General features: G+C 55.6%; 22 protein-coding genes. 18 read left to right on the top strand and 4 right to left on the bottom strand.

All coding sequences use genetic code 11. The features are described 5' to 3' along the window. Positions 1 to 9: 9 nt before the first annotated feature. Positions 10 to 2,151: a phosphate acetyltransferase gene (gene pta / locus IM303_RS03785; protein WP_041908921.1), complete on the bottom strand. Its 2,142-nt coding sequence runs from the start codon at positions 2,149 to 2,151 to the stop codon at positions 10 to 12. 75 nt (positions 2,152 to 2,226) lie between these two features. Then, positions 2,227 to 3,429, bottom strand: coding sequence for an acetate kinase (ackA, locus tag IM303_RS03790; protein ID WP_041908924.1), 1,203 nt, complete (start codon positions 3,427 to 3,429; stop codon positions 2,227 to 2,229). A 337-nt stretch (positions 3,430 to 3,766) separates the two neighbouring features. Here ackA and yfbV point away from each other — a divergent pair, with 337 nt between their 5' ends. From yfbV to IM303_RS03810, 4 genes are all read left to right on the top strand, one after another. After that, a complete protein-coding gene (gene yfbV / locus IM303_RS03795) occupies positions 3,767 to 4,222 on the top strand; it encodes a terminus macrodomain insulation protein YfbV (protein ID WP_028013938.1) in 456 nt (151 codons plus the stop codon). Between the two features lie 92 nt (positions 4,223 to 4,314). Continuing rightward, positions 4,315 to 4,809, top strand: coding sequence for a YfbU family protein (locus tag IM303_RS03800; RefSeq protein WP_003861461.1), 495 nt, complete (start codon positions 4,315 to 4,317; stop codon positions 4,807 to 4,809). 11 nt (positions 4,810 to 4,820) lie between these two features. Beyond that, positions 4,821 to 5,480: a sugar phosphatase gene (locus IM303_RS03805; protein WP_041908926.1), complete on the top strand. Its 660-nt coding sequence runs from the start codon at positions 4,821 to 4,823 to the stop codon at positions 5,478 to 5,480. A 75-nt stretch (positions 5,481 to 5,555) separates the two neighbouring features. Continuing rightward, the gene (locus IM303_RS03810; RefSeq protein ID WP_028013936.1) at positions 5,556 to 7,388 is read left to right on the top strand and encodes an SLC13 family permease; all 1,833 of its coding nucleotides are present in this window, start codon (positions 5,556 to 5,558) and stop codon (positions 7,386 to 7,388) included. Positions 7,389 to 7,440: 52 nt separating this feature from the next. Here IM303_RS03810 and yfbR read toward each other — a convergent pair whose 3' ends face one another. Together yfbR and alaA are read right to left on the bottom strand one after the other, a co-directional pair. Then, on the bottom strand, positions 7,441 to 8,040 hold the full coding sequence (gene yfbR / locus IM303_RS03815) for a 5'-deoxynucleotidase (protein ID WP_028013935.1): 600 nt from the start codon (positions 8,038 to 8,040) through the stop codon (positions 7,441 to 7,443). A 94-nt stretch (positions 8,041 to 8,134) separates the two neighbouring features. Next, a complete protein-coding gene (alaA, locus tag IM303_RS03820) occupies positions 8,135 to 9,349 on the bottom strand; it encodes an alanine transaminase AlaA (protein WP_003861471.1) in 1,215 nt (404 codons plus the stop codon). A 938-nt stretch (positions 9,350 to 10,287) separates the two neighbouring features. Between alaA and lrhA the strand changes: the two genes are divergently transcribed. The 14 genes from lrhA to nuoN all read left to right on the top strand — a co-directional run bounded on the left by lrhA (position 10,288) and on the right by nuoN (position 26,797). Then, positions 10,288 to 11,226, top strand: coding sequence for a transcriptional regulator LrhA (gene lrhA / locus IM303_RS03825; RefSeq protein ID WP_193359603.1), 939 nt, complete (start codon positions 10,288 to 10,290; stop codon positions 11,224 to 11,226). Between the two features lie 630 nt (positions 11,227 to 11,856). Next, positions 11,857 to 12,297, top strand: a complete 441-nt coding sequence (gene nuoA, locus IM303_RS03830; protein WP_014171000.1) for an NADH-quinone oxidoreductase subunit NuoA — start codon at positions 11,857 to 11,859, stop codon at positions 12,295 to 12,297. Between the two features lie 15 nt (positions 12,298 to 12,312). Beyond that, on the top strand, positions 12,313 to 12,987 hold the full coding sequence (gene nuoB / locus IM303_RS03835) for an NADH-quinone oxidoreductase subunit NuoB (protein WP_003861482.1): 675 nt from the start codon (positions 12,313 to 12,315) through the stop codon (positions 12,985 to 12,987). 89 nt (positions 12,988 to 13,076) lie between these two features. Next, a complete protein-coding gene (gene nuoC / locus IM303_RS03840; RefSeq protein WP_028013933.1) occupies positions 13,077 to 14,879 on the top strand; it encodes an NADH-quinone oxidoreductase subunit C/D in 1,803 nt (600 codons plus the stop codon). Between the two features lie 2 nt (positions 14,880 to 14,881). Further along, on the top strand, positions 14,882 to 15,382 hold the full coding sequence (nuoE, locus tag IM303_RS03845; protein ID WP_006176513.1) for an NADH-quinone oxidoreductase subunit NuoE: 501 nt from the start codon (positions 14,882 to 14,884) through the stop codon (positions 15,380 to 15,382). Next, positions 15,379 to 16,716, top strand: coding sequence for an NADH-quinone oxidoreductase subunit NuoF (nuoF, locus tag IM303_RS03850; protein WP_006811381.1), 1,338 nt, complete (start codon positions 15,379 to 15,381; stop codon positions 16,714 to 16,716). The genes nuoE and nuoF overlap by 4 nt, the downstream gene beginning before the upstream one ends. Positions 16,717 to 16,771: 55 nt before the next feature. Next, positions 16,772 to 19,495 carry an NADH-quinone oxidoreductase subunit NuoG gene (gene nuoG, locus IM303_RS03855; protein ID WP_193359604.1) on the top strand — a complete coding sequence of 908 codons (2,724 nt, stop codon included), beginning with the start codon at positions 16,772 to 16,774 and terminating at the stop codon, positions 19,493 to 19,495. Then, on the top strand, positions 19,492 to 20,469 hold the full coding sequence (nuoH, locus tag IM303_RS03860) for an NADH-quinone oxidoreductase subunit NuoH (RefSeq protein WP_008500211.1): 978 nt from the start codon (positions 19,492 to 19,494) through the stop codon (positions 20,467 to 20,469). Before nuoG ends, nuoH begins: the two co-directional genes overlap by 4 nt. A gap of 13 nt (positions 20,470 to 20,482) precedes the next feature. Beyond that, positions 20,483 to 21,025 carry an NADH-quinone oxidoreductase subunit NuoI gene (nuoI, locus tag IM303_RS03865; RefSeq protein ID WP_003861491.1) on the top strand — a complete coding sequence of 181 codons (543 nt, stop codon included), beginning with the start codon at positions 20,483 to 20,485 and terminating at the stop codon, positions 21,023 to 21,025. A gap of 10 nt (positions 21,026 to 21,035) precedes the next feature. Next, positions 21,036 to 21,590: an NADH-quinone oxidoreductase subunit J gene (nuoJ, locus tag IM303_RS03870; RefSeq protein WP_008500212.1), complete on the top strand. Its 555-nt coding sequence runs from the start codon at positions 21,036 to 21,038 to the stop codon at positions 21,588 to 21,590. Next, positions 21,587 to 21,889 carry an NADH-quinone oxidoreductase subunit NuoK gene (nuoK, locus tag IM303_RS03875; protein ID WP_003861496.1) on the top strand — a complete coding sequence of 101 codons (303 nt, stop codon included), beginning with the start codon at positions 21,587 to 21,589 and terminating at the stop codon, positions 21,887 to 21,889. Before nuoJ ends, nuoK begins: the two co-directional genes overlap by 4 nt. Beyond that, positions 21,886 to 23,727 carry an NADH-quinone oxidoreductase subunit L gene (gene nuoL / locus IM303_RS03880; protein ID WP_028013930.1) on the top strand — a complete coding sequence of 614 codons (1,842 nt, stop codon included), beginning with the start codon at positions 21,886 to 21,888 and terminating at the stop codon, positions 23,725 to 23,727. Before nuoK ends, nuoL begins: the two co-directional genes overlap by 4 nt. 76 nt (positions 23,728 to 23,803) lie before the next feature. Next, the gene (gene nuoM / locus IM303_RS03885; RefSeq protein WP_008500214.1) at positions 23,804 to 25,333 is read left to right on the top strand and encodes an NADH-quinone oxidoreductase subunit M; all 1,530 of its coding nucleotides are present in this window, start codon (positions 23,804 to 23,806) and stop codon (positions 25,331 to 25,333) included. A 6-nt stretch (positions 25,334 to 25,339) separates the two neighbouring features. Next, positions 25,340 to 26,797, top strand: a complete 1,458-nt coding sequence (nuoN, locus tag IM303_RS03890) for an NADH-quinone oxidoreductase subunit NuoN (RefSeq protein ID WP_028013929.1) — start codon at positions 25,340 to 25,342, stop codon at positions 26,795 to 26,797. The last annotated feature ends 31 nt before the right edge of the window (positions 26,798 to 26,828 follow it).

Genomic DNA, 26,828 nt, shown 5'->3' on the forward strand with positions numbered 1-26,828 from the left:
GGCAAAACATTACTGCTGCTGCGAAGACTGAATCGCCGTCAGCGCGATGGTGTAGACGATATCGTCAACCAGCGCACCACGGGACAGGTCGTTCACAGGCTTGCGCATGCCCTGCAGCATTGGCCCGATGGAGATCAGGTCGGCTGAACGCTGTACCGCTTTATAAGTGGTGTTACCGGTGTTCAGATCCGGGAAGATGAACACGGTCGCACGACCGGCAACCGGCGAGTTCGGCGCTTTGGATTTCGCCACGTCAGCCATTACCGCGGCGTCGTACTGCAGCGGGCCGTCGATCATCAGATCGGGACGTTTTTCCTGCGCAATACGGGTCGCTTCACGGACTTTCTCTACGTCGCTACCTGCACCCGAGGTGCCGGTGGAGTAGGAGAGCATCGCTACGCGTGGTTCAATACCGAAGGCAGTCGCGGAGTCCGCAGACTGGATAGCGATTTCTGCCAGCTGTTCTGCGGTAGGATCCGGGTTGATCGCGCAGTCGCCGTAAACGTAAACCTGTTCAGGCAGCAGCATGAAGAACACGGAGGAGACCAGCGAGCTGCCCGGTGCGGTTTTGATCAGCTGCAACGGTGGACGGATGGTGTTCGCGGTGGTGTGAACCGCACCGGAAACCAGACCGTCAACTTCGTCCTGCTCCAGCATCAGCGTGCCCAGCACGACGTTGTCTTCCAGCTGCTCGCGCGCAACGGCTTCGGTCATGCCCTTGTTCTTACGCAGCTCAACCAGACGGGCAACGTAGCTTTCGCGCACCACTTCCGGGTCAACGATTTCAATGCCTGTGCCCAGCTCAACGCCCTGAGACGCCGCAACGCGGTTGATCTCATCCGGGTTACCCAGCAGCACGCAGGTCGCGATGCCGCGCTCTGCACAGATAGCCGCCGCTTTAACGGTACGTGGCTCGTCGCCTTCTGGCAGAACCACGCGTTTGCCCGCTTTACGCGCCAGCTCGGTCAGCTGGTAGCGGAAGGCTGGAGGAGACAGACGGCGGCTGCGCTCGGAGGTCGCGGTCAGGGATTCAATCCAGTCTGCGTCGATGTAACCCGCAACGTATTCCTGAACTTTCTCGATACGCTCGTGGTCATCAACCGGCACTTCCAGGTTGAAGCTTTGCAGGCTCAGAGAGGTCTGCCAGGTGTTGGTGTTCACCATGAAGACTGGCAGGCCGGTAGCGAACGCACGTTCGCACAGCTTGCTGATGCGCGCGTCCATTTCGTAGCCGCCGGTCAGCAGAATTGCACCGATTTCCACGCCGTTCATCGCCGCCAGACAGGCAGCAACCAGCACGTCCGGACGGTCTGCGGAGGTCACCAGCAGGGAACCTGCGCGGAAGTGCTCCAGCATGTGCGGAATGCTGCGCGCGCAGAAGGTCACGGACTTCACGCGGCGGGTGTTGATATCGCCTTCGTTAACGATGGTCGCGTTCAGGTGACGCGCCATATCGATTGCACGGGTGGCAATCAGATCGAAGCTCCATGGCACTGCGCCGAGTACAGGCAGCGGGCTGGATTCCTGCAGCTTTGCCGGATCAACCTTGATGACTTTCGCTTTGGAAGAGTCGTCGAAGATTTCGGACAGGTCAGGACGCGTACGGCCCTGTTCATCAACCGGTGCGTTCAGTTTGTTAACGATCACGCCGGTGATGCTGGTGTTTTTCGCGCCGCCGAAGCTGCTGCGCGTCAGTTCGATACGCTCTTTCAGCTGCTCTGGGGTATCAGTACCCTGAGACATCACGAAAACGATCTCTGCGTTCAGGGTTTTCGCGATTTCAAAGTTCAGGGACTGGGCAAACTGGTGTTTGCGGGTCGGGACCAGGCCTTCAACCAGCACCACTTCCGCGTCCTGCGCGTTAGCGTGGTAGTTGGCGATGATCTCTTCCATCAGCACGTCTTTCTGGTTGCTGGAGAGCAGAGACTCAACGTGGCTCATCTTCAGCGGTTCAGCCGCAGGAAGATTGGAGTTCTTACGCACGATGGTGGTGGTCTGGTCTGGCGCATCGCCACCGGCACGAGGCTGGGCAATAGGCTTAAAGACGCTCAGACGAACGCCTTTGCGTTCCATAGCGCGGATCACGCCGAGGCTGACGCTGGTCAGGCCGACGCTGGTTCCGGTAGGGATCAGCATAATAGTACGGGACACGGTTTATCCTCTTTCGTTACCGCCGCGTTGGGCGGGTTACAAAACAGCACCGCCAGCATTGCTGGCGGTGTGGAATCAGGCAGTCAGGCGGCACGCGTCTTGCGCGATGACCAGCTCTTCGTTAGTTGGGATAACGATAGCCGGGCGGGTGCCTTCTTTGTTGATGAAGCCAGACTTGCCGAAGCGGGCAGCCAGGTTACGCTCGTGATCGACTTCGAAGCCCAGTACGCCCAGTTTGCCCAGGGACAGTTCACGTACCATTGCCGCGTTCTCACCGATGCCGCCGGTGAAGATAACCGCGTCCAGACGACCATCCATCAGCGCGGTGTAAGAACCGATGTACTTCGCCAGACGGTGGCAGTAAACGTCCATTGCACGCTTCGCGTCTTCTTTGCTGTCGTAGTTGTCTTCAACGTAACGGCAGTCGCTGGTGACTTCGGTCAGACCCAGCAGGCCAGACTCTTTGGTCAGCATTTTGTTGATGTCGTCAACGCTCATGCCCAGTGTGTCGTGCAGGTGGAAGATGATCGCCGGGTCGATGTCACCGGAACGGGTACCCATCACCAGACCTTCCAGCGGGGTCAGACCCATAGAGGTATCAACACATTTACCGTTGCGGATAGCAGAAACAGAACCACCGTTGCCCAGGTGGCAGGTGATGATGTTGACTTCTTCAACCGGCTTGTTCAGGACTTTTGCGGCTTCCTGAGTCACATAGAAGTGGCTGGTGCCGTGCGCGCCGTAGCGACGTACGCCGTGCTCTTTGTACAGGCTGTACGGCAGGGCATAGAGGTAAGACTCTTCCGGCATGGTCTGATGGAACGCGGTGTCAAACACGGCCACGTTTTTGTCTTTCAGATTCGGGAAGGACTTCAGCGCTTCAGCTATACCGATCAGGTGCGCCGGGTTATGCAGCGGAGCAAAAGAGGCAGAGTCTTTGATGCCCTGGATAACTGAGTCGTCGATGACAACGGAGCTGGTGTATTTTTCGCCGCCGTGGACGATACGGTGACCAATCGCAGTCAGCTGAGCAGACAGTTCTGGTTTTTGTGCCAGAATAGTGTTAACGATAAAGTTCAGCGCTTCACTGTGAGCGGCGCCTGCACCTAAAGCCGCTTCTTGTTTGCTGCCGTCCATCTTCCACTTGATACGTGCTTCAGGCAGATGGAAACATTCGGCCAAACCAGAGAGGTACTCGTCACCGTTGAGCGCATCGATGATGGCGAATTTCAGTGAAGAGCTACCGCAGTTCAGAACCAGTACTAACTTACTCGACATGGAAGTACCTATAATTGATACGTGGCTAAAAAAACGTCAATGAGCCTAAAAGCGTAACGCAAGCTGACCCAGACGTTTATGATTAACATCATGCCAAACGAACATTCTGGCAGGATGGAAGAAATACCTATGATTTTAAGCCATTTTGAACATTTTTCAGACAATGGCATAATATGCGATAATTTGACGAGTTAACGCTTCTCGTCTACGGCCCTATCAGGCTGGCACAGAATACCCGATACGGGGTAGCGATGACAAAATATTTTGAACGTTGTCATAGCCTGTTGTGGTTTTGCACAAAAATTTTAATTTTTATATGTGAAGTTGAGGTACAGCCATGTCGACACCCGAAATCCCGTCCGTGAGCTTTTTCAGTCTGTTTCGTCGGGGACAGCATTACGCAAAGACGTGGCCAATGGAAAAGCGCCTTGCGCCAATGTTTATTGAGAATCGCACGATCCGCGCCACGCGCTATGCGATTCGCTTTATGCCTCCGGTCGCTATCTTTACTCTGTGCTGGCAAATCGCCCTCGGTGGACAGCTTGGTCCTGCCGTCGCAACGGCGCTCTTCGCGTTAAGCCTGCCGATGCAGGGGCTGTGGTGGTTAGGCAAACGCTCCATTACGCCGCTTCCGCCTTCTATTTTACACTGGTTTTATGAAGTGCGTGGAAAACTGGAGGAGGCCGGGCAGGCGCTGGCCCCGGTTGAAGGCAAGCCGGATTACCAGGCGCTGGCGGACACGTTAAAGCGTGCTTTTAAGCAGCTGGATAAAACATTCCTCGATGACTTGTGATTGATCATCGAAACGACTAACAAAAGAAGGCACAGTAACACACCGTTACCGTGTCTTTTTTTTACAGTGCAATGCGCTACAGGAGTCGAAAGATGGAAATGACCCATGCTCAACGTCTGATTTTGTCTAACCAGTACAAGATGATGACTATGCTTGATCCCGATAACGCTGCGCGCTACAGCCGCCTGCAAACCATCGTCGAACGCGGTTTTGGTTTGCAAATGCGCGAACTGGACCGCGAGTTTGGCGAGCTGAAAGAAGAAACCTGCCGCATCGTGATCGACATTATGGAGATGTATCACGCTCTGCACGTCTCCTGGACGAATCTCAAAGACCAGCAGACCATTGACGAACGTCGCGTGACCTTTTTAGGCTTTGATGCCGCGACGGAAGCGCGCTATCTGAGCTATGTTCGCTTTATGGTGAACACCGAAGGGCGCTACACCCATTTTGATGCGGGAACGCACGGCTTCAACGCCCAAACCCCCATGTGGGATAAATATCAACGTATGCTGAGCGCGTGGCACGCCTGCCCGCGTCAGTACCATTTAAGCAGCAACGAAATTCAACAAATCATTAATGCCTGACGGAGGTGCGTGTGCAGTGTAAAGGTTTTCTGTTTGATCTGGACGGTACGCTGGTGGATTCGCTGCCGGTGGTGGAGCGTTCTTGGTGCCACTGGGCCGACCGGCACGGCATCGACCATCAGGACGTGCTGAATTTTATCCATGGCAAACAGGCCATTACCTCATTGCGGCACTTTTTAGCGGGGCGTTCTGAGGAAGAGATCCAGGCGGAGTTCAAATACCTGGAGCAGATTGAGGCCACCGACACCGAGGGCATTACCGCGCTGCCCGGGGCGCGCGAACTGCTTGAGCATCTGAATGAAGCGCAAATCCCGTGGGCTATCGTCACCTCCGGCTCTGTTCCGGTCGCGCATGCCCGCCATAAGGCGGCCGGTTTACCGAAGCCTGAGGTGTTCATTACGGCTGAGCGCGTTAAACGCGGCAAGCCGGAGCCGGATGCGTTTCTGCTTGGTGCAGAAATGCTGGGCTTCGCGCCTGCAGAGTGTGTGGTGGTGGAAGATGCGGCCGCTGGCGTGCTGGCCGGGCTGAACGCCGGGAGCCACGTCATTGCCGTTAACGTTCCGGCGGGATCTCCACGCCTGGACGAGGCGGACTTTGTGATTCATTCCCTGACGGCGCTGGCGGTGTCAAAAGCGCCCGACGGAGTTGTAACCGTCTCGCTAAAAATGTAATCCCATGATATAGCCCCACGCTGCTGGGGCTTTTTTATGGCAAAATTTCTCATCTTCCACTGACAAGGATAGGTTGTGAACGGTGAACTGATCTGGGTTCTGAGCCTGCTTTTAATCGCCATTATTCTCTTCGCCACAGGCAAGGTGCGCATGGATGCCGTCGCCCTGTTTGTCATCGTCGCGTTTGTGCTGAGCGGCACGCTCACGCTACCGGAAGCCTTCTCCGGGTTCAGCGACCCCAACGTTATCCTTATAGCTGCCCTGTTTATCATCGGCGACGGCCTTGTTCGCACCGGCGTGGCGACCATCATGGGCGCGTGGCTGGTTAAGGTGGCCGGCAGCAGTGAAACCAAAATGCTGATCTACCTGATGCTGACGGTCGCCGGGCTGGGGGCGTTTATGAGCTCAACGGGCGTGGTCGCTATTTTTATCCCGGTGGTGCTGAGCGTTTCAATGCGGATGCAGAGCTCGCCGTCGCGCCTGATGATGCCTCTGAGCTTTGCCGGTTTGATCAGCGGAATGATGACGCTGGTGGCGACGCCGCCGAACCTGGTTGTCAACAGCGAGCTGATTCGTGAAGGGTTTCAGGGCTTCAGCTTTTTCAGCGTCACCCCGCTTGGACTGGTGATTCTGGCGATGGGCGTGGTCTACATGCTGCTGACCCGTTTTGCCCTCAAAGGCGACAAACAGGATAAGAATAAAGAGGGGTGGAAGCGACGTACCTTCCGCGATCTGATCAAAGAGTACCGCCTCACCGGGCGGGCGCGCCGTCTGGCCATTCGCCCCGGCTCGCCGATGGTCGGCCAGCGGCTCGACGACCTTAAGCTGCGCGAGCGTTATGGCGCGAACGTGATCGGGGTTGAGCGCTGGCGTCGTTTTCGTCGGGTGATCGTTAACGTGAACGGGGTATCAGAGTTCCGCGCGCGTGATGTCCTGCTGATTGATATGTCAACGGCGGACGTGGATCTGCGAGAGTTCTGTAGCGAGCAGCTGCTGGAGCCGATGGTGCTACGCGGCGAGTATTTCTCCGACCAGGCGCTGGATGTGGGGATGGCCGAAGTGTCGCTGATACCGGAATCGGAACTGCTGGGTAAAACCGTGCGTGAAATGGGTTTCCGTACCCGCTATGGCCTGAACGTAGTGGGGCTGAAGCGTGATGGCGTGGCGATGGAAGGGGCCGTCGTCGATGAGCCGATCCTGCTGGGAGATATCTTTCTCGTGGTCGGCAACTGGAAGTTGATAAGCCAGCTCGGGCAAAAAGGGCGTGATTTTGTGGTGCTCAACATGCCGGTCGAGGAGAGCGATGCCTCCCCGGCGCACAGCCAGGCGCCCCATGCGATTTTCTGTCTGGTGCTGATGGTGGCGCTGATGCTGACCGATGAAATCCCTAATCCGGTCGCAGCCATTATCGCCTGCCTGCTGATGGGGAAATTCCGCTGCATTGACGCCGAAAGCGCGTATAAAGCCATTCACTGGCCGAGCATTATTCTTATCGTCGGGATGATGCCCTTTGCCCTGGCACTGCAAAAAACCGGCGGGGTGGATCTGATCGTAAAAGGCTTGATGGACGTGGGCGGCGGGTATGGACCGTACATGATGATGGTCTGTCTGTTTGTCATGTGCGCCACGATAGGGTTATTTATCTCGAATACCGCGACGGCGGTGCTGATGGCGCCCATTGCGCTGGCGATGGCGAAATCTATGGGCGTGTCGCCGTACCCGTTTGCGATGATGGTCGCGATGGCGGCATCCGCGGCGTTTATGACGCCGGTTTCATCGCCGGTGAACACGCTGGTGCTGGGGCCGGGGAATTATAAGTTCAGCGATTTCGTGAAGCTGGGCGTGCCGTTCACCGTGCTGGTGATGGTGGTGTGCGTGGTGTTAATTCCGGTGTTATTCCCGTTTTAGCGTGAGCGCAGAAACGTAGGCCGGGTAAGGCGAAGCCGCCACCCGGCTAAAATTACAACGGTGAATCCTGGCTAATCTCGTCCAGCGATAGATGGAAGCTCGGCACAAATACCTGCATGAAGTAGTCCATCTCTTCGCTGCGGCGGGATTCTAGCGTTTTTTCCAGACGCGTTTTCGCCAGTAAAAACTCATTATTGCCCGCAGACAGCTCTTCCAGACACTTCAGATAGGCGCACAGCGCGTCGGCCTGCTTGACCAGCGACTTTTCATCTTCCGTATACTGATGCTCGTCGATGAGCGGTTCAAAGATATCGCGTAGCTCTTCGGGCACCATCTCGATAAGCTTCTGCTGGGCAATCTTCTCGATAGCCTTATATTCCTGAGCAATCTGAGAATTGAAATATTTCACTGGCGTAGGCAGGTCGCCGGTCAGCACCTCTGATGCGTCGTGGTACATCGCCAGCAAAGCGATGCGCTCGGCATTCACCTGCCCGTTAAATTTGCGATTCTTAATGGCAGCCAGCGCATGAGCAACCATAGCAACCTGAAGACTATGCTCAGACACGTTCTCTGTACGCACGTTGCGCATCAGCGGCCAGCGGTTGATCAGTTTCAGGCGGGAGAGGTGGGCAAAGAAATGGCTCTGACTCATAGGTTACCTTTTGTCTTCACTGCGACAGGACTTCATTGTGCGGGGAGGGGAGGGAAGATGCAAATCAGGCTACCGAAGTAGCCTGATTTTAAGATTACTGATGGTATCCAGAGAGGAATCGCCCGAAGCGGCTGATAGCCATTTCGAGATCGTCTTCACGTGGCAGGGTCACGATACGCACGTGGTCCGGCCACGGCCAGTTAAACGCCGTCCCCTGAACCAGCAGCACTTTTTCCTGCAACAGGAAATCGAGCACCATTTTCTGATCGTCGTGGATATTGAAGCGCTTCGCGTCAATTTTCGGGAACATATACAGCGCCCCGTTCGGCTTCACGCAGGAGACGCCCGGGATATCGTTGATCAGTTCCCATGCGCGGTTACGCTGTTCGTACAGGCGACCGCCAGGGACGATAAACTCGCTGATGCTCTGGTAGCCGCCCAGCGCCGTCTGGATCGCGTGCTGAGCAGGCACGTTGGCGCAAAGACGCATCGACGCCAGCATCTCAAGCCCTTCAATATAGCCTTTTGCGTGCTTTTTCGGGCCGTTCAGCACCATCCAGCCCTGACGGAAACCGGCCACGCGGTAGGTTTTAGACAGTCCGTTAAAGGTGACGGTCAGCAGGTCGGGCGCCAGCGCGGCGATAGAGTGGTGCTGCGCCGCGTCGTACAGGATCTTGTCGTAGATTTCGTCAGCGAAGATGATCAGGTTGTGCTGGCGGGCGATCTCCACGATCTCCATCAGCAGCTCTTTTGAATAGACCGCGCCCGTCGGGTTGTTCGGGTTGATGATCACAATCCCACGCGTGCGAGGCGTGATTTTCGCGCGAATGTCATCCAGATCCGGGAACCAGTCAGAGGATTCGTCGCAAAGATAATGTACCGCTTTACCGCTGGAGAGCGATACGGCTGCGGTCCACAGCGGATAGTCCGGCGCGGGAACCAGCATTTCGTCACCGCTGTTCAGCAGCGCCTGCATGGCCTGAACGATAAGTTCGGAGACGCCGTTGCCGATATAGATATCTTCGACGGTAACGTCACGCATACCGCGCGCCTGGTAGTGCTGCATAATGGCTTTACGGGCGGAGTAAAGTCCCTTTGAGTCACAATAGCCTTGTGCCGTAGGCAGGTTGCGGATCACATCAACCAGAATTTCATCCGGCGCTTCAAAACCAAATGGCGCGGGGTTGCCGATGTTGAGCTTCAGAACCTTGTTGCCTTCTTCTTCAAGGCGTTTTGCCTCTTTCAGAACCGGGCCACGGATGTCATAACAGACGTTATCTAGCTTGCTGGATTTTTCGATAGGGGACATGAACCTTTAACCTTTTCGCTATTATTGCCACTCCCTGCCGTGGAAGTCAGCACGGAATAATGTACTCCCCCCACGCTTCGTTTTGAAGGGTGTGCAGAAGAAGATTTTGTGCTCATAGCGAAATTGTGATGAATCTTTTTAACTATTGACTGACGCTTTTACTGCCTTAACGTCATGTACAAACCATAAATAAAGGTTGATTGTGCTGTGAATTTATGTGAATTTTGTATATTGTTCTGATGGAAAATAAAAAACGCGCAGACAACAAGCAGAAGTTACGCTGGGTGACATTTCGTAAAACCTGAGTGTTGAAGGGACCTTGCAGTAATAGCCCGGAGCGGCTAAAAGTTAATCATGTGAAATTAATGTTAAGTGTTATTAATGAATGACCATAATCTAAATTAAAATTTATTTATTATTAACCAACAAAATGCAACTTTAGTTAATTCTAATAAAATTAGTTTAGAAGCTTAACAAACCTCTTTAATCCTGAATATTGCAATAAGACTTATAAATAAAGTGGATTTGGGTTAAGATGTCTATACGGAAAGCAGTAGAAAGATACAGTGGTTTTGCATTTTTGAAACTGATTTTCCGATTTAATTGATTGTTATTGTTGGAGTTATCTCTGGCTGGAATGTGTCAAACATCTCCTGCTACGTTGACAGCGCTGCGAAAAAGATGGCAGAAAAAGTGTTACGCCTTTAATGTAATTTACATAACCCTGCGAACATCTAAATATCCTGAACGTTTAAGAGAATAAAAATAACGTCATGAAACGTGCTTTCTGACTGTTGATATAAAGCAGCACAATAACTATCTGTCAGGCAGTCTGCCGGGCCGGGATGCGAGGGAAAACCTTCAGAAGGAATTGCTTAACTGTTACACACAGCTTCAACCCGGGCAGCTCCGCACGAGCAACCTGAAAGTGAATAGATATGATAAATGCAAATCGTCCGATAATGAATCTCGACCTCGATCTGCTGAGAACGTTTGTTGCGGTCGCCGATCTCAACACTTTTGCAGCAGCTGCTGCCGCCGTCTGCCGAACTCAGTCCGCCGTTAGCCAGCAAATGCAGCGGCTGGAGCAACTGGTTGGGAAAGAGCTTTTTGCCCGTCACGGGCGTAATAAGCTCTTAACGGAACACGGTATTCAGCTACTGGGTTATGCCAGGAAAATTCTTCGCTTTAATGATGAAGCATGTATGTCATTAATGTTTAGCAACCTTCAGGGGGTGTTAACCTTAGGGGCATCTGATGAGTCAGCGGATACAATATTGCCGTTTCTTCTCAACCGAATTAGCTCGGTTTATCCGAAGCTTGCGCTGGATGTGAGCGTAAAGCGTAATGCCTTTATGGTTGAGATGTTAAATGAGAACAAGGTCGACCTGGTGGTCACGACGCATCGTCCCGGACAGTTTGATCGTCTGACCTTGCGCACATCGCCAACGCACTGGTATTGCGCAGCGGAATACGTGTTGCAAAAAGGGGAACCCGTACCGCTGGTTTTACTGGACGATCCGAGTCCTTTCCGGGATATGGTGCTTACGGCGTTAAATGAAGCCAACATTCCGTGGCGTCTGGCCTATGTAGCGTCCACGCTGCCCGCGGTGCGTGCCGCCGTGAAAGCGGGTCTTGGCGTAACGGCCCGTCCGGTAGAGATGATGAGCCCCGATCTGCGCGTTCTCGGTAAATCTGATGGTCTCCCAGCGCTGCCGGATACCGAGTATCTGCTTTGCCATAACGCGTCCAGTCATAACGAGCTGGCGAAGGTGGTGTTTGAGGCGATGGAAAATTACCATAACCCATGGCAGTTCGAGCATGTTACCTCCGAAGGGGGGGATGATTCCCTGATCGTTGAAGGTGACTTTGAGTGATCAAAAGCTCAAAATTCTGGTAACAAATTGTAAGTGTAAAAAAAAGCCACTCGTGCCGTTTTCGCACGCAGTGGCTTTTTTTTGCCATTATTATCCTCTTTCGTTACAGGGTTTTCATAAATAAAACATACATATCAAGGGAATAAATGCTTCTGCTTAAATCTTGTTCACTTTCCGTTCTAACTTCATCCATAACCCCTTGATGTTAAAAAAGCAGCAAATATGTTGCCGGTTTTTTGGGTGAATTAACAAAAGCGTGTCTCAGATCAAGAAAATACTCCTATTTGGGGGGAGGAATCGTTGGCAAATCCTGTCAAAATAGGAGGGTTATTTTTTTTACTTCCAAAACGGACACGATTCAACAACATGCATTTGACGAAAAGTCAGGTAACCACCAGGGTTAAAGGGCACCAAATGTTAATGAGAATCGCTCGATGTAATTTAATGTGAAGAAACCTTTGTTAAAGTTGACAATAGGTTATAGAAAGGAGTAAAAAACCCCATCATTTTGCTGTCTACGTCTCATTTCAGACAGTTAGTGTAAGGTTATTTGTTCCTCCCCATGAATCGATGTGATGCCCATCTGCCAGCAAGAGCAGTGTCGTCGGTATCACTTTTGATGAGTAAGCAATGAGTATGTCAACATCCACAGAAGTCATCGCTCATCACTGGGCATTCGCAATCTTTCTTATTGTAGCCATTGGCCTGTGCTGCCTGATGTTAGTCGGCGGCTGGTTCCTGGGCGGTCGCGCCCGTGCAAGGCACAAAAACACACCTTTCGAATCAGGTATTGATTCAGTAGGTTCCGCTCGCTTACGCCTGTCTGCCAAGTTCTATCTGGTAGCGATGTTCTTCGTCATCTTTGACGTGGAAGCGCTCTACCTGTTCGCATGGTCGACCTCCATTCGCGAAAGTGGTTGGGTGGGCTTTGTCGAGGCCGCAATTTTCATTTTAGTGCTACTGGCCGGTCTGGTTTATCTGGTGCGTATTGGCGCGCTTGACTGGACGCCTGCGCGTTCACGTCGTGAACACATCAACCCGGAAAACAGTATCTCTAATCGTCAGCAGTAACAGCGAGGCAATAAGATGGATTATACGCTCACCCGCATAGATCCTAACGGTGAGAATGACCGTTACCCCCTGCAAAAACAGGAGATCGTAACCGACCCCCTGGAGCAAGAAGTCAACAAAAGCGTGTACATGGGCAAACTCGAACATGCCATGCACGATATGGTCAACTGGGGTCGTAAGAACTCCATCTGGCCATACAACTTTGGCCTTTCTTGCTGCTACGTTGAAATGGTGACGTCATTCACTGCGGTGCATGACGTTGCGCGTTTTGGGGCCGAGGTACTGCGTGCTTCCCCGCGTCAGGCTGACCTGATGGTGGTGGCCGGTACCTGCTTTACCAAAATGGCACCTGTTATTCAGCGTCTGTATGACCAGATGCTGGAGCCAAAATGGGTTATTTCCATGGGCGCATGTGCAAACTCCGGCGGTATGTACGACATTTATTCCGTTGTACAGGGCGTTGATAAGTTCATTCCGGTGGATGTTTACATCCCGGGCTGCCCGCCGCGCCCAGAAGCCTATATGCAGGCGCTGATGCTGCTGCAGGAGTCTATCGGTAAAGAACGTCGCCCACTCTCATGGGTTGTTGGCGATCAGGGTGTCTATCGCGCGAACATGCAGTCCGAGCGCGAGCGTAAACGCGGTGAACGTATTGCCGTCACCAACCTGCGTACGCCTGACGAAATTTAATTTGCGCCTGTAGGCCTGGAGAAAACCTTCGCATATCACTACTCAAATAGCGCGAAGCCAGGCTTAACAGTCACCACGGACCATTTGCAATGGTGAACAATATGACCGACTTAACCGCGCAAGAAGCCGCCTGGCAGACCCGGGATCATCTTGATGACCCCGTTATTGGCGAACTGCGCAACCGTTTTGGGCCGGATGCCTTTACCGTTCAGGCGACCCGCACCGGGGTACCCGTTGTTTGGGTGAAGCGTGAACAATTGCTGGAAGTTGTCGATTTCCTCAAGAAATTGCCAAAACCTTACGTCATGCTGTTTGACTTACACGGCATGGACGAACGTCTGAGAACGCACCGCCAGGGTCTCCCTGCTGCGGATTTTTCCGTTTTCTACCACCTGATCTCAATAGACCGCAACACGGATATCATGCTCAAGGTGGCATTGTCTGAAAACGACATGCATCTGCCGACGATCACCAAACTTTTCCCGAACGCTAACTGGTATGAGCGTGAAACCTGGGAAATGTTCGGCATGACCTTCGACGGCCACCCGCACCTGACGCGCATCATGATGCCGCAGACCTGGACCGGCCACCCGCTGCGTAAAGACTACCCGGCACGTGCGACCGAATTCGATCCGTTTGAGCTGACCAAAGCCAAGCAGGATCTGGAGATGGAAGCGCTGACCTTCAAGCCGGAAGACTGGGGCATGAAGCGCGGTACTGAAAACGAGGACTTCATGTTCCTCAACCTCGGTCCGAACCACCCGTCTGCGCACGGTGCATTCCGTATTATTCTTCAGCTTGATGGCGAAGAGATTGTCGACTGCGTCCCTGACATCGGCTACCACCACCGCGGTGCTGAGAAGATGGGCGAGCGTCAGTCCTGGCACAGCTACATTCCGTATACCGACCGTATCGAGTACCTCGGCGGGTGCGTAAACGAAATGCCATACGTGCTGGCCGTTGAGAAACTGGCAGGCATCACCGTACCGGATCGCGTTAACGTGATTCGCGTTATGCTGTCAGAACTGTTCCGCATCAACAGCCACCTGCTGTACATCTCTACGTTCATTCAGGACGTCGGCGCGATGACTCCAGTCTTCTTCGCCTTTACCGATCGTCAGAAAATCTACGATCTGGTGGAAGCGATTACCGGCTTCCGTATGCACCCGGCCTGGTTCCGTATCGGCGGTGTGGCACACGATCTGCCGCGCGGCTGGGACCGCCTGCTGCGTGAATTCCTCGACTGGATGCCGAAGCGTCTGGCGTCTTACGAGAAAGCCGCGCTGCGCAACACCATCCTGAAAGGCCGTTCCCAGGGCGTTGCTGCCTATGGCGCGAAAGAAGCGCTGGAGTGGGGGACTACAGGTGCTGGCCTGCGCGCGACCGGTATTGATTTCGACGTGCGTAAAGCCCGTCCTTACTCTGGCTACGAGAACTTCGACTTTGAAGTGCCGGTTGGCGGCGGTGTGTCCGACTGCTACACCCGCGTGATGCTGAAAGTGGAAGAGCTGCGCCAGAGTCTGCGCATCCTTGAGCAGTGCCTCAACAACATGCCGGAAGGCCCGTTCAAGGCGGATCACCCGCTGACCACGCCGCCGCCGAAAGAGCGCACGCTGCAGCATATCGAAACCCTGATCACCCACTTCCTGCAGGTTTCCTGGGGCCCGGTCATGCCGGCGCAAGAATCCTTCCAGATGATTGAAGCGACCAAGGGTATTAACAGTTACTACCTGACCAGCGACGGCAGCACCATGAGCTACCGTACCCGCGTGCGTACGCCGAGCTTTGCGCACCTGCAGCAGATCCCGTCCGCCATCCGCGGCAGTCTGGTCTCTGACCTGATTGTGTATCTGGGTAGTATCGATTTTGTTATGTCAGATGTGGACCGCTAATTATGCACGAGAATCAACAACCACAAACCGAGGCTTTTGAGCTGAGTGAAGCAGAGCGTGCCGCCATTGAGCACGAGATGCACCACTACGAAGACCCGCGTGCGGCGTCCATTGAAGCGCTGAAAATCGTACAGAAACAGCGTGGTTGGGTGCCGGATGGGGCGATTTACGAGATCGCAAAAGTGCTGGGCATTCCGGCAAGTGACGTAGAGGGCGTAGCCACGTTCTACAGCCAGATCTTCCGTCAGCCGGTAGGCCGCCATGTGATCCGCTACTGTGACAGCGTCGTCTGCCACATTACCGGCTATCAGGGCATTCAGGCTGCGATTGAGAAAAAGCTCAATATCAAGCCGGGCCAGACCACGTTCGATGGACGCTTTACTCTGCTGCCAACCTGCTGCCTGGGTAACTGCGACAAGGGGCCGACCATGATGATTGATGAGGACACTCACAGCCATCTGACGCCGGAAGCGATTCCTGACCTGCTGGAGCAGTACAAATGAAAACTGTAATTCGTACTGCTGAGACGCATCCGCTGACCTGGCGTCTGCGCGATGACAAACAGCCGGTATGGCTCGACGAATACCAGAGCAAAAACGGCTATGCCGGTGCGCGCAAAGCCCTCGGCGGCATGGCGCCGGACGACATCGTTAATGCGGTGAAAGATTCCGGCCTGAAAGGCCGTGGCGGCGCGGGCTTCTCCACCGGTCTGAAGTGGAGCCTGATGCCAAAAGACGAATCCATGAACATCCGTTACCTGCTGTGTAACGCCGATGAAATGGAGCCAGGCACCTATAAAGACCGCCTGCTGATGGAGCAGCTGCCGCACCTGCTGGTGGAAGGCATGCTGATCTCCGCGTTTGCGCTGAAAGCGTACCGTGGCTACATCTTCCTGCGCGGTGAGTACATCGAAGCGGCAGAAAACCTGCGTCGCGCGATTGCCGAAGCCACCGAAGCCGGCCTTCTGGGTAAAAACATCCTGGGTACCGGGTTTGACTTCGAACTGTTCGTGCACACCGGTGCCGGGCGTTACATCTGCGGTGAAGAAACTGCGCTGATTAACTCCCTGGAAGGCCGCCGTGCGAACCCTCGTTCCAAGCCACCGTTCCCGGCAAGCTCCGGCGTGTGGGGTAAACCGACCTGCGTAAACAACGTCGAAACCCTGTGTAACGTCCCGGCTATCCTCGCCAACGGCGTGGAGTGGTATCAGGGCATCTCCTCAAGCAAAGATGCCGGTACCAAGCTGATGGGCTTCTCCGGTCGCGTGAAGAACCCTGGCGTCTGGGAACTGCCGTTCGGTACCACCGCACGCGAAATTCTTGAAGACTACGCCGGCGGCATGCGCGATGGCCTGAAATTCAAAGCCTGGCAGCCGGGTGGGGCAGGGACAGACTTCCTGACCGAAGCCCACCTTGACCTGCCGATGGAATTCGAAAGCATTGGTAAAGCAGGCAGCCGTCTGGGTACGGCGCTGGCGATGGCCGTCGACCACGAGATCGGCATGGTATCGCTGGTGCGTAACCTGGAAGAGTTCTTCGCCCGTGAGTCCTGCGGCTGGTGTACACCGTGCCGTGATGGTCTGCCGTGGAGCGTGAAGATCCTGCGCGCAATCGAACGTGGCGAAGGCCAGCCTGGCGATATCGAGACGCTTGAGCAACTGTGTCGATTCTTAGGCCCGGGTAAAACCTTCTGCGCCCACGCACCGGGTGCCGTCGAGCCGCTGCAGAGCGCGATTAAATATTTCCGCGACGAATTCGAAGCAGGCATCAAGCAGCCGTTCAGCAATACCCATTCGATCAATGGTATTCAGCCGAACCTGCTGAAAGCGCGCTGGTAACGACAAGAATTTTGATTAACGCTCGGTTTCGACCGAGCCAACTGGAAGCATGCTAATGGCTACGATTCATGTAGACGGCAAAGAATACGAAGTCAACGGGGCGGACAACCTGCTGGAAGCTTGTCTGTCTCTTGGCCTCGATATTCCGTACTTTTGCTGGCATCCGGCGCTGGGCAGCGTCGGTGCTTGCCGCCAGTGTGCGGTGAAGCAATATCAAAACGCGGAAGACACGCGTGGTCGCCTGGTGATGTCCTGTATGACGCCAGCCACCGAAGGCACTTTTATTTCGATTGATGACGAAGAAGCCAAACAGTTCCGCGAAAGCGTGGTGGAGTGGTTGATGACCAACCACCCGCACGACTGTCCGGTTTGTGAAGAGGGCGGTAACTGCCACCTTCAGGATATGACCGTGATGACCGGTCACAGCTTCCGTCGCTATCGCTTTACCAAGCGTACCCACCGTAACCAGGATCTGGGGCCGTTCATCTCTCACGAAATGAACCGCTGCATCGCCTGCTACCGCTGCGTGCGTTACTACAAAGACTATGCAGATGGTCAGGATCTGGGCGTCTATGGCGCGCACGACAACGTCTACTTCGGCCGTCCGGAAGACGGCGTGCTGGAGAGCGAATTCTCCGGTAACCTGGTAGAAATCTGTCCGACCGGCGTATTCACGGATAAAACCCACTCCGAGCGTTACAACCGTAAATGGGACATGCAGTTTGCACCAAGCATCTGCCAGCAGTGTTCCCTCGGCTGTAACACCAGCCCGGGTGAGCGCTACGGCGAACTGCGTCGTATCGAAAACCGTTACAACGGTACCGTTAACCACTATTTCCTGTGCGACCGCGGTCGTTTCGGCTATGGCTATGTGAACCTGAAAGACCGTCCGCGTCAGCCGGTTCAGCGCCGTGGCGACGACGTTATTACCCTGAACGCTGAACAGGCGATGCAGGGCGCGGCAGATATCCTGCGCCAGTCGAAGAAAGTGATCGGCATCGGCTCCCCGCGCGCCAGTATCGAAAGCAACTTCGCGCTGCGCGAGCTGGTCGGGGCGGAAAACTTCTATACCGGAATCGCCCAGGGCGAGCAGGAACGTCTGCAGCTGGTACTGAAAGTGCTGCGTGAAGGTGGTATCCATACCCCTGCGCTGCGCGAAATTGAATCCTATGATGCGGTTCTGGTGCTGGGTGAAGACCTGACGCAGACCGGCGCCCGCGCGGCCCTGGCGGTTCGTCAGGCGGTGAAGGGTAAAGCACGTGAAATGGCAGCGGCGCAGAAAGTGGCTGACTGGCAGATTGCGGCAATCCTGAACATCGGCCAGCGCGCGAAGCATCCTCTGTTTGTAACCAACGTCGACAACACCCGTCTGGACGATATCGCCGCGTGGACCTACTGCGCGCCGGTTGAAGACCAGGCGCGCCTGGGCTTTGCCATTGCCCACGCGCTGGACAACAGCTCACCGGCCGTTGAGCTGGATCGCGACCTGCAAAACAAGGTTGACGTGATTGTTCAGGCCCTCGCAGGTGCGAAGAAACCGCTGATTATCTCCGGAACCAACGCCGGTAGCGCTGAAATCATTCAGGCCGCCGCGAACGTTGCCAAAGCCCTGAAAGGCCGCGGTGCAGACGTCGGCGTGACCATGATTGCCCGTGCGGTAAACAGCATCGGTCTGGGCATGATTGGCGGCGGCTCGCTGGAAGAAGCGTTAAGCGAACTGGAATCCGGTGCCGCTGACGCCGTGGTGGTGCTGGAAAACGATCTGCACCGCCACGCGTCTGCCGCTCGCGTTGACGCCGCGCTCTCCAAAGCGCCGCTGGTGATGGTCATTGACCACCAGCGCACCGCGATCATGGACAAAGCGCACCTGGTGCTCTCTGCGGCAAGCTTCGCAGAAAGCGACGGTACCGTTATCAACAACGAAGGCCGCGCCCAGCGTTTCTTCCAGGTTTATGACCCGGCGTACTACGACAGCAACACCGTGATGCTGGAAAGCTGGCGCTGGCTGCACTCCCTGCACAGCACCGTGCAGAGCCGTGAAGTGGACTGGACGCAGCTCGACCACGTTATCGACGCGGTAGTTGAAAAACTGCCTCAGCTGGCAGGCATTAAAGATGCCGCACCTGAAGCAAGCTTCCGCATCCGCGGCCAGAAGCTGGCGCGTGAACCGCACCGCTACAGCGGCCGTACCGCGATGCGTGCCAACATCAGCGTGCACGAACCGCGCCAGCCGCAGGATAAAGACACCATGTTCGCCTTCTCCATGGAAGGGAACAACCAGCCGTCTGCCCCGCGTTCGCAAATCCCGTTCGCATGGGCTCCGGGCTGGAACTCCCCGCAGGCGTGGAACAAGTTCCAGGCTGAAGTGGGCGGCTCCCTGCGCCACGGCGATCCGGGCGTGCGTCTGATTGAAGCTTCCGAAACCGGTCTGGACTTCTTCACCACCGTACCGGCGAGCTTCCAGGCGCAGGACGGTAACTGGCGTATTGCCCCGTACTACCACCTGTTCGGTAGCGACGAGCTGTCCCAGCGTTCACCGGTCTTCCAGACCCGTATGCCGCAGCCTTACATCAAGCTCAACCCGGCGGATGCCGCGAAGCTTGGCGTTAACGCGGGCGCGAACATCGCCTTTAGCTATGACGGCCAGACCATCAGCCTGCCGCTGATTATTTCTGAAAATCTGACAGCAGGGCAGGTCGGTCTGCCGATGGGTATGCCTGGCATCGCGCCGGTTCTGGCGGGTGCGCGTCTTGATAATCTGCAGGAGGCAAAAGCATGAGTTGGTTAACGCCGGATCTTATCGACATCCTGCTGAGCATTCTGAAAGCGATTGTGATCCTGCTGGTGGTGGTCACCTGCGGCGCGTTCATGAGCTTTGGTGAACGTCGTCTGCTCGGTCTGTTCCAGAACCGTTACGGACCGAACCGCGTGGGCTGGGGTGGTTCACTCCAGCTGGTCGCGGACATGATCAAGATGTTCTTTAAAGAGGACTGGATCCCTCGCTTCTCGGATCGCGTGATCTTTACTCTGGCACCGATGATCGCCTTCACCTCGCTGCTGCTGGCGTTTGCTATCGTTCCGGTCAGCCCGACCTGGGTGGTCGCTGACCTGAACATCGGCATTCTGTTCTTCCTGATGATGGCAGGTCTCGCGGTTTACGCGGTCCTGTTCGCAGGCTGGTCCAGTAACAACAAATACTCGCTGCTGGGTGCGATGCGTGCTTCCGCGCAGACGCTGAGCTACGAAGTGTTCCTGGGACTCTCCCTGATGGGCGTGGTGGCGCAGGCCGGTTCATTCAACATGACCGACATCGTCAACAACCAGGCCGACATCTGGAACGTTATCCCGCAGTTCTTTGGGTTTATTACCTTTGCTATCGCGGGCGTGGCCGTGTGTCACCGTCACCCGTTTGACCAGCCGGAAGCCGAACAGGAACTGGCCGACGGTTACCACATTGAATATTCCGGCATGAAGTTCGGTCTGTTCTTTGTGGGCGAGTACATCGGTATCGTCACCATTTCCGCGTTGATGGTAACGCTGTTCTTTGGTGGCTGGCATGGCCCGTTCTTACCGCCGTTCATCTGGTTCGCGCTGAAAACCGCGTTCTTCATGATGATGTTCATTTTGATTCGCGCAGCGTTACCGCGTCCACGTTATGACCAGGTAATGTCCTTCGGCTGGAAAGTGTGCCTGCCGCTGACGCTCGTCAACTTGTTGGTAACGGCAGCTGTCATTCTCTGGCAGCAGCCATAAGGGGCTATAGACCATGACCTTAAAAGAATTACTGGTAGGTTTCGGTACCCAGGTACGCAGTATCTGGATGATCGGCCTGCACGCGTTTGCTAAACGCGAAACCCGGATGTACCCGGAAGAGCCGGTATATCTGCCACCGCGCTACCGTGGCCGTATCGTGCTGACGCGCGACCCGGACGGTTCCGAGCGCTGCGTTGCCTGTAACCTGTGTGCGGTAGCGTGTCCGGTCGGCTGTATCTCTCTGCAGAAAGCCGAGACGGTAGACGGCCGCTGGTACCCTGAGTTCTTCCGCATCAACTTCTCACGCTGCATCTTCTGCGGTCTGTGTGAAGAAGCGTGCCCAACCACGGCGATTCAGCTGACTCCAGACTTTGAGCTGGGTGAGTACAAGCGTCAGGACCTGGTGTACGAGAAAGAGGATCTGCTGATTTCCGGTCCGGGCAAATACCCGGAATATAACTTCTACCGGATGGCGGGTATGGCAATCGACGGCAAAGATAAGGGCGAAGCAGAGAACGAAGCTAAGCCTATCGACGTCAAGAGCCTGTTACCGTAAGGAGAGGGCAATGGAATTCGCTTTTTATATCTGTGGCCTTATCGCCATCCTGGCTACGCTGCGAGTGATTACGCACACCAATCCGGTGCATGCGCTGCTGTACTTAATCATTTCGCTGCTGGCTATTTCCGGGGTGTTCTTCGCGCTGGGCGCGCACTTCGCCGGTGCGCTGGAGATCATCGTTTACGCCGGGGCCATCATGGTGCTGTTCGTGTTCGTAGTGATGATGCTGAACCTGGGCGGCTCTGAAATTGAGCAGGAACGTCAGTGGTTAAAACCGCAGGTGTGGATTGGCCCGGCAATTTTGTCGGCCATCATGCTGGTGGTGATCGTTTACGCCATTCTGGGCGTGAACGATCAGGGCATCGACGGCACGCCAATTGGTGCGAAAGAGGTGGGTATCACGCTCTTTGGCCCATACGTTCTGGCGGTGGAACTGGCCTCTATGCTGCTGCTGGCAGGCCTGGTTGTGGCTTTCCACGTTGGCCGCGAAGAGCGTGCTGGCGAGGTGCTGAGCAACCGCACTGACGACCGCGCGAAAAGAAAAACGGAGGAGCGCGCATGATCCCCTTAACACATGGACTGATCCTCGCTGCGATTTTATTCGTTCTGGGTCTGACCGGTCTGGTTATCCGCCGCAATCTGCTGTTTATGCTGATCGGCCTGGAAATCATGATTAACGCCTCCGCGCTGGCCTTCGTGGTCGCCGGAAGCTACTGGGGCCAGACCGATGGTCAGGTGATGTACATTCTCGCCATCAGCCTCGCGGCTGCTGAAGCGAGTATTGGCCTGGCGCTGTTGCTGCAGCTCCATCGTCGCCGCCAGAATCTGAACATCGATTCAGTAAGTGAGTTGCGTGGATGAACATGCTTGCCTTAACCATTATTTTTCCGCTGATTGGCTTCGTGCTGCTGGCGTTTTCTCGCGGCCGCTGGTCTGAGAATCTGTCCGCGACCGTTGGCATGGGCTCTGTCGGCCTGGCCGCGCTGGTGACAGCGTATGCGGGTATCGACTTCTTTAACAACGGACGCCAGCCTTTCAGCGTGCCGCTGTGGACCTGGATGTCGGTCGGTGATTTCAACATCGGTTTCAACCTGGTGCTGGACGGTCTCTCGCTGACCATGCTCTCCGTGGTCACCGGCGTCGGCTTCCTGATCCACATGTTTGCCTCCTGGTACATGCGCGGTGAAGAGGGTTACTCCCGCTTCTTCGCCTACACCAACCTGTTTATTGCCAGCATGGTGGTTCTGGTGCTGGCCGATAACCTGCTGCTGATGTATCTGGGCTGGGAAGGCGTGGGCCTGTGCTCTTACCTGCTGATCGGTTTCTACTATACCGATCCGAAGAATGGCGCAGCGGCCATGAAAGCGTTCGTCGTGACCCGCGTGGGTGACGTCTTCCTCGCGTTCGCGCTGTTCATTCTCTACAACGAACTGGGCACGCTGAACTTCCGCGAGATGGTGGAACTGGCGCCAGCACACTTCGAGGCAGGCAATAACATGCTGTGGTGGGCAACGCTGATGCTGCTGGGTGGTGCCGTGGGTAAATCCGCGCAGCTGCCGCTGCAGACATGGCTGGCCGACGCGATGGCGGGTCCAACCCCTGTCTCCGCGCTGATCCACGCCGCGACCATGGTCACCGCCGGTGTTTACCTGATTGCGCGTACTCATGGCCTGTTCCTGATGACTCCGGAAATTCTGCATCTGGTGGGTATCGTCGGTGCGGTCACGCTGGTGCTGGCAGGCTTTGCCGCGCTGGTTCAGACCGACATCAAGCGCGTTCTCGCGTACTCCACCATGAGCCAGATTGGTTACATGTTCCTGGCGCTGGGCGTTCAGGCGTGGGACGCGGCCATTTTCCACCTGATGACGCACGCGTTCTTCAAAGCGCTGCTGTTCCTCTCATCCGGTTCGGTGATTCTGGCCTGCCATCACGAGCAGAACATCTTCAAGATGGGCGGACTGCGTAAGTCCATCCCGCTGGTCTATGTCTGCTTCCTGGTGGGCGGCGCGGCGCTGGCGGCACTGCCGCTGATCACCGCGGGCTTCTTCAGTAAGGACGAAATCCTTGCGGGTGCTATGGCGAATGGTCATATCAATCTGATGGTTGCGGGTCTGGTCGGTGCGTTCATGACCTCCCTGTATACCTTCCGTATGATTTTCATCGTATTCCACGGTAAAGAACAAATTCACGCTCACGCAGGGAAGGGGATTACCCACCACCTGCCGCTGATTGTGCTGCTGGTACTGTCCACCTTCGTTGGCGCGATGATTGTGCCACCGCTGCAGGGCGTACTGCCAGACACCACCGAGCTTGAGCACGGTCGCGTTCTGACGCTTGAAATCACCTCCGGTGTGGTCGCTATCGCGGGTATCCTGATTGCGGCATGGCTGTGGCTGGGCAAACGTACGCTGGTCACTGCCGTGGCCAACAGTGCGCCGGGCCGCCTGCTGGGCACCTGGTGGTACAACGCGTGGGGCTTCGACTGGCTGTACGACATGATCTTCGTTAAGCCGTTCCTGGGCGTTGCGTGGCTGCTGAAGCGCGACCCGCTGAACAGCCTGATGAACATCCCGGCGATCCTCTCCCGCTTTGCAGGTAAAGGCCTGCTGTACAGCGAGAACGGTTACCTGCGTTGGTATGTGGCGTCCATGAGCATCGGTGCGGTTGTGGTGCTGGCGCTGCTGATGGTATTGCGTTGATCGTTAAGTGAATTTTATTCGAATTCGTTGAAAATCAGGCCCCTGCTGGGGGCCTTAAAAAGGAATGTAAATCGCCATGTTACTACCCTGGCTAATATTAATTCCCTTCATCGGCGGCTTCCTGTGCTGGCAGACCGAACGCTTTGGCGTGAAGATGCCGCGCTGGATCGCGCTGATCACCATGGGATTGACGCTCGCGCTTGGCCTGCAACTGTGGTTGCAGGGCGGTTACTCACTGACCCAGTCTGCGGGCATTCCGCAGTGGCAGTCTGAGTTCATCCTGCCGTGGATCCCGCGTTTCGGCATTACGATCCACCTGGCGATTGACGGTCTGTCGCTGCTGATGGTGGTGCTGACCGGTCTGCTCGGCGTTCTGGCGGTACTCTGCTCATGGCGAGAAATCGAAAAATACCAGGGCTTCTTCCACCTGAACCTGATGTGGATCCTGGGCGGCGTGATCGGCGTGTTCCTTGCCATCGACATGTTCCTGTTCTTCTTCTTCTGGGAGATGATGCTGGTGCCGATGTACTTCCTGATCGCGCTGTGGGGCCACAAGGCGTCCGACGGTAAAACGCGTATCACGGCGGCAACCAAGTTCTTCATCTATACCCAGGCGAGCGGTCTGGTAATGCTGATTGCCATTCTGGCGCTGGTGTTCGTTCATCACAACGCAACCGGCACCTGGACCTTCAACTACGAAGACCTGCTGAAGACCCCGATGTCACACGGCGTTGAATACCTGCTGATGCTGGGCTTCTTCATTGCCTTCGCGGTGAAAATGCCGGTGGTTCCTCTGCACGGCTGGCTGCCAGACGCGCACTCCCAGGCACCAACGGCGGGTTCCGTTGACCTGGCGGGCATCCTGCTGAAAACGGCGGCCTACGGTCTGCTGCGTTTCGCACTGCCGCTGTTCCCGAATGCCTCCGCGGAGTTCGCTCCGATTGCCATGTGGCTGGGTGTGATCGGTATCTTCTACGGTGCCTGGATGGCCTTCACGCAATACGACATCAAGCGTCTGATTGCTTATACCTCCGTTTCCCACATGGGCTTCGTGCTGATTGCTATCTACACCGGCAGCCAGCTGGCGTACCAGGGCGCGGTGATCCAGATGATTGCGCACGGTCTGTCCGCAGCCGGTCTCTTCATCCTGTGCGGCCAGCTGTACGAACGTCTGCATACCCGCGACATGCGTATGATGGGCGGTCTGTGGAGCAAAATTAAATGGCTGCCAGCGCTCTCCATGTTCTTCGCGGTGGCTACCCTGGGGATGCCGGGTACCGGTAACTTCGTCGGCGAATTCATGATTCTGTTCGGCAGCTTCAAAGTGGTACCGGTGATTACCGTGATCTCCACCTTTGGTCTGGTGTTCGCTTCCGTGTACTCGCTGGCGATGCTGCACCGCGCTTACTTCGGTAAAGCGAAGAGCGAAATTGCTGCACAAGAACTGCCGGGGATGTCGCTGCGTGAGCTGTTCATCATCCTGCTGCTGGTCGTACTGCTGGTGCTGTTGGGCTTCTTCCCGCAGCCGATTCTGGATACCTCGCACAGCGCGATGGGCAATATCCAGCAGTGGTTTGTTAATTCTGTTTCTACTACAAGGCCGTAATTCGCCATGACAATAACTCCACAACAACTGATCGCGCTGCTACCGCTGCTGATCGTCGGATTGACGGTGGTGGTTGTGATGCTCTCCATTGCGTGGCGACGCAATCACTTCCTGAATGCCACGCTGTCTGTCATCGGCCTGAATGCCGCGTTAGTCTCACTCTGGTTTGTTGGTCAGGGCGGGGCGATGGACGTCACGCCGCTGATGCGCGTTGACGGTTACGCCATGCTGTATACCGGGCTGGTGCTGCTGGCGAGCCTGGCAACCTGTACCTTTGCTTACCCGTGGCTCGAAGGCTACAACGACAACAAAGAAGAGTTTTACCTGCTGGTACTGATTGCCGCGCTGGGCGGCATTCTGCTGGCGAATGCCAACCATCTGGCCGCGCTGTTCCTCGGTATTGAGCTGATCTCTCTGCCGCTGTTCGGCCTGATTGGTTACGCCTTCCGTCAGAAGCGCTCTCTGGAAGCGAGCATCAAGTACACCATTCTGTCTGCTGCCGCATCGTCCTTCCTGCTGTTTGGTATTGCGCTGCTGTACGCACAGTCCGGTAACCTCTCCTTCATGGCGCTCGGCAAGAGCCTCGGCGACGGCATGCTCCATGAGCCGCTGCTGCTGGCGGGTCTGGGTATGATGATCGTTGGCCTCGGCTTCAAGCTCTCTCTGGTTCCGTTCCACCTGTGGACACCAGACGTATACCAGGGTGCGCCTGCACCGGTCTCTACCTTCCTGGCGACGGCGAGCAAAATCGCTATCTTCGGTGTGGTCATGCGTCTGTTCCTGTACGCGCCGGTGGGTGATAGTGAAGCCGTTCGCGTGGTGCTGGGCATCATCGCGTTCGTCTCCATCATCTTCGGTAACCTGATGGCGCTGAGCCAGACCAACATCAAGCGTCTGCTGGGCTACTCGTCCATCTCTCATCTGGGCTACCTGCTGGTGGCGCTGATTGCGCTGCAGAGCGGTGAGATGTCGATGGAAGCCGTGGGCGTGTATCTGGCCGGTTACCTGTTCAGCAGCCTCGGCGCCTTCGGCGTGGTGAGCCTGATGTCCAGCCCGTACCGTGGTCCGGATGCCGATTCACTGTTCTCCTACCGTGGTCTGTTCTGGCACCGTCCAATTCTGTCCGCGGTAATGACCGTGATGATGCTCTCTCTGGCGGGTATCCCGATGACGCTGGGCTTTATCGGTAAGTTCTACGTGCTGGCCGTCGGTGTGCAGGCGCACCTGTGGTGGCTGACTGCCGGTGTCGTTATCGGCTCCGCGATTGGCCTCTACTACTACCTGCGTGTGGCCGTGAGCCTGTACCTGAGCGCGCCTCAGCAGCTCAACCGTGATGCTCCAGGCAACTGGCAGTACAGCGCCGGTGGTATCGTGGTGCTTATCTCCGCGCTGCTGGTGCTGATCTTCGGTATTTATCCGCAGCCGCTGATTGATATCGTGCAGCGAGCGATGCCATTAATGTAAAAACAAAAAACCCGCCTCGGCGGGTTTTTTA

Source organism: Enterobacter cloacae complex sp. P38RS (assembly GCF_014930775.1).
In the GTDB taxonomy this organism is placed as follows: Bacteria; Pseudomonadota; Gammaproteobacteria; order Enterobacterales; family Enterobacteriaceae; genus Enterobacter; species Enterobacter bugandensis.

Excerpts from the sequence above, each read along its gene's own strand:
- ackA (WP_041908924.1), bottom strand. The coding sequence starts at position 3,429 with ATGTCGAGTAAGTTAGTACTGGTTCTGAACTGCGGTAGCTCTTCACTG.
- yfbV (WP_028013938.1), top strand. The coding sequence starts at position 3,767 with ATGTCGACACCCGAAATCCCGTCCGTGAGCTTTTTCAGTCTGTTTCGT.
- IM303_RS03800 (WP_003861461.1), top strand. The coding sequence starts at position 4,315 with ATGGAAATGACCCATGCTCAACGTCTGATTTTGTCTAACCAGTACAAG.
- yfbR (WP_028013935.1), bottom strand. The coding sequence starts at position 8,040 with ATGAGTCAGAGCCATTTCTTTGCCCACCTCTCCCGCCTGAAACTGATC.
- alaA (WP_003861471.1), bottom strand. The coding sequence starts at position 9,349 with ATGTCCCCTATCGAAAAATCCAGCAAGCTAGATAACGTCTGTTATGAC.
- lrhA (WP_193359603.1), top strand. The coding sequence starts at position 10,288 with ATGATAAATGCAAATCGTCCGATAATGAATCTCGACCTCGATCTGCTG.
- nuoA (WP_014171000.1), top strand. The coding sequence starts at position 11,857 with ATGAGTATGTCAACATCCACAGAAGTCATCGCTCATCACTGGGCATTC.
- nuoB (WP_003861482.1), top strand. The coding sequence starts at position 12,313 with ATGGATTATACGCTCACCCGCATAGATCCTAACGGTGAGAATGACCGT.
- nuoC (WP_028013933.1), top strand. The coding sequence starts at position 13,077 with ATGGTGAACAATATGACCGACTTAACCGCGCAAGAAGCCGCCTGGCAG.
- nuoE (WP_006176513.1), top strand. The coding sequence starts at position 14,882 with ATGCACGAGAATCAACAACCACAAACCGAGGCTTTTGAGCTGAGTGAA.
- nuoF (WP_006811381.1), top strand. The coding sequence starts at position 15,379 with ATGAAAACTGTAATTCGTACTGCTGAGACGCATCCGCTGACCTGGCGT.
- nuoG (WP_193359604.1), top strand. The coding sequence starts at position 16,772 with ATGGCTACGATTCATGTAGACGGCAAAGAATACGAAGTCAACGGGGCG.
- nuoH (WP_008500211.1), top strand. The coding sequence starts at position 19,492 with ATGAGTTGGTTAACGCCGGATCTTATCGACATCCTGCTGAGCATTCTG.
- nuoI (WP_003861491.1), top strand. The coding sequence starts at position 20,483 with ATGACCTTAAAAGAATTACTGGTAGGTTTCGGTACCCAGGTACGCAGT.
- nuoJ (WP_008500212.1), top strand. The coding sequence starts at position 21,036 with ATGGAATTCGCTTTTTATATCTGTGGCCTTATCGCCATCCTGGCTACG.
- nuoK (WP_003861496.1), top strand. The coding sequence starts at position 21,587 with ATGATCCCCTTAACACATGGACTGATCCTCGCTGCGATTTTATTCGTT.
- nuoL (WP_028013930.1), top strand. The coding sequence starts at position 21,886 with ATGAACATGCTTGCCTTAACCATTATTTTTCCGCTGATTGGCTTCGTG.
- nuoM (WP_008500214.1), top strand. The coding sequence starts at position 23,804 with ATGTTACTACCCTGGCTAATATTAATTCCCTTCATCGGCGGCTTCCTG.
- nuoN (WP_028013929.1), top strand. The coding sequence starts at position 25,340 with ATGACAATAACTCCACAACAACTGATCGCGCTGCTACCGCTGCTGATC.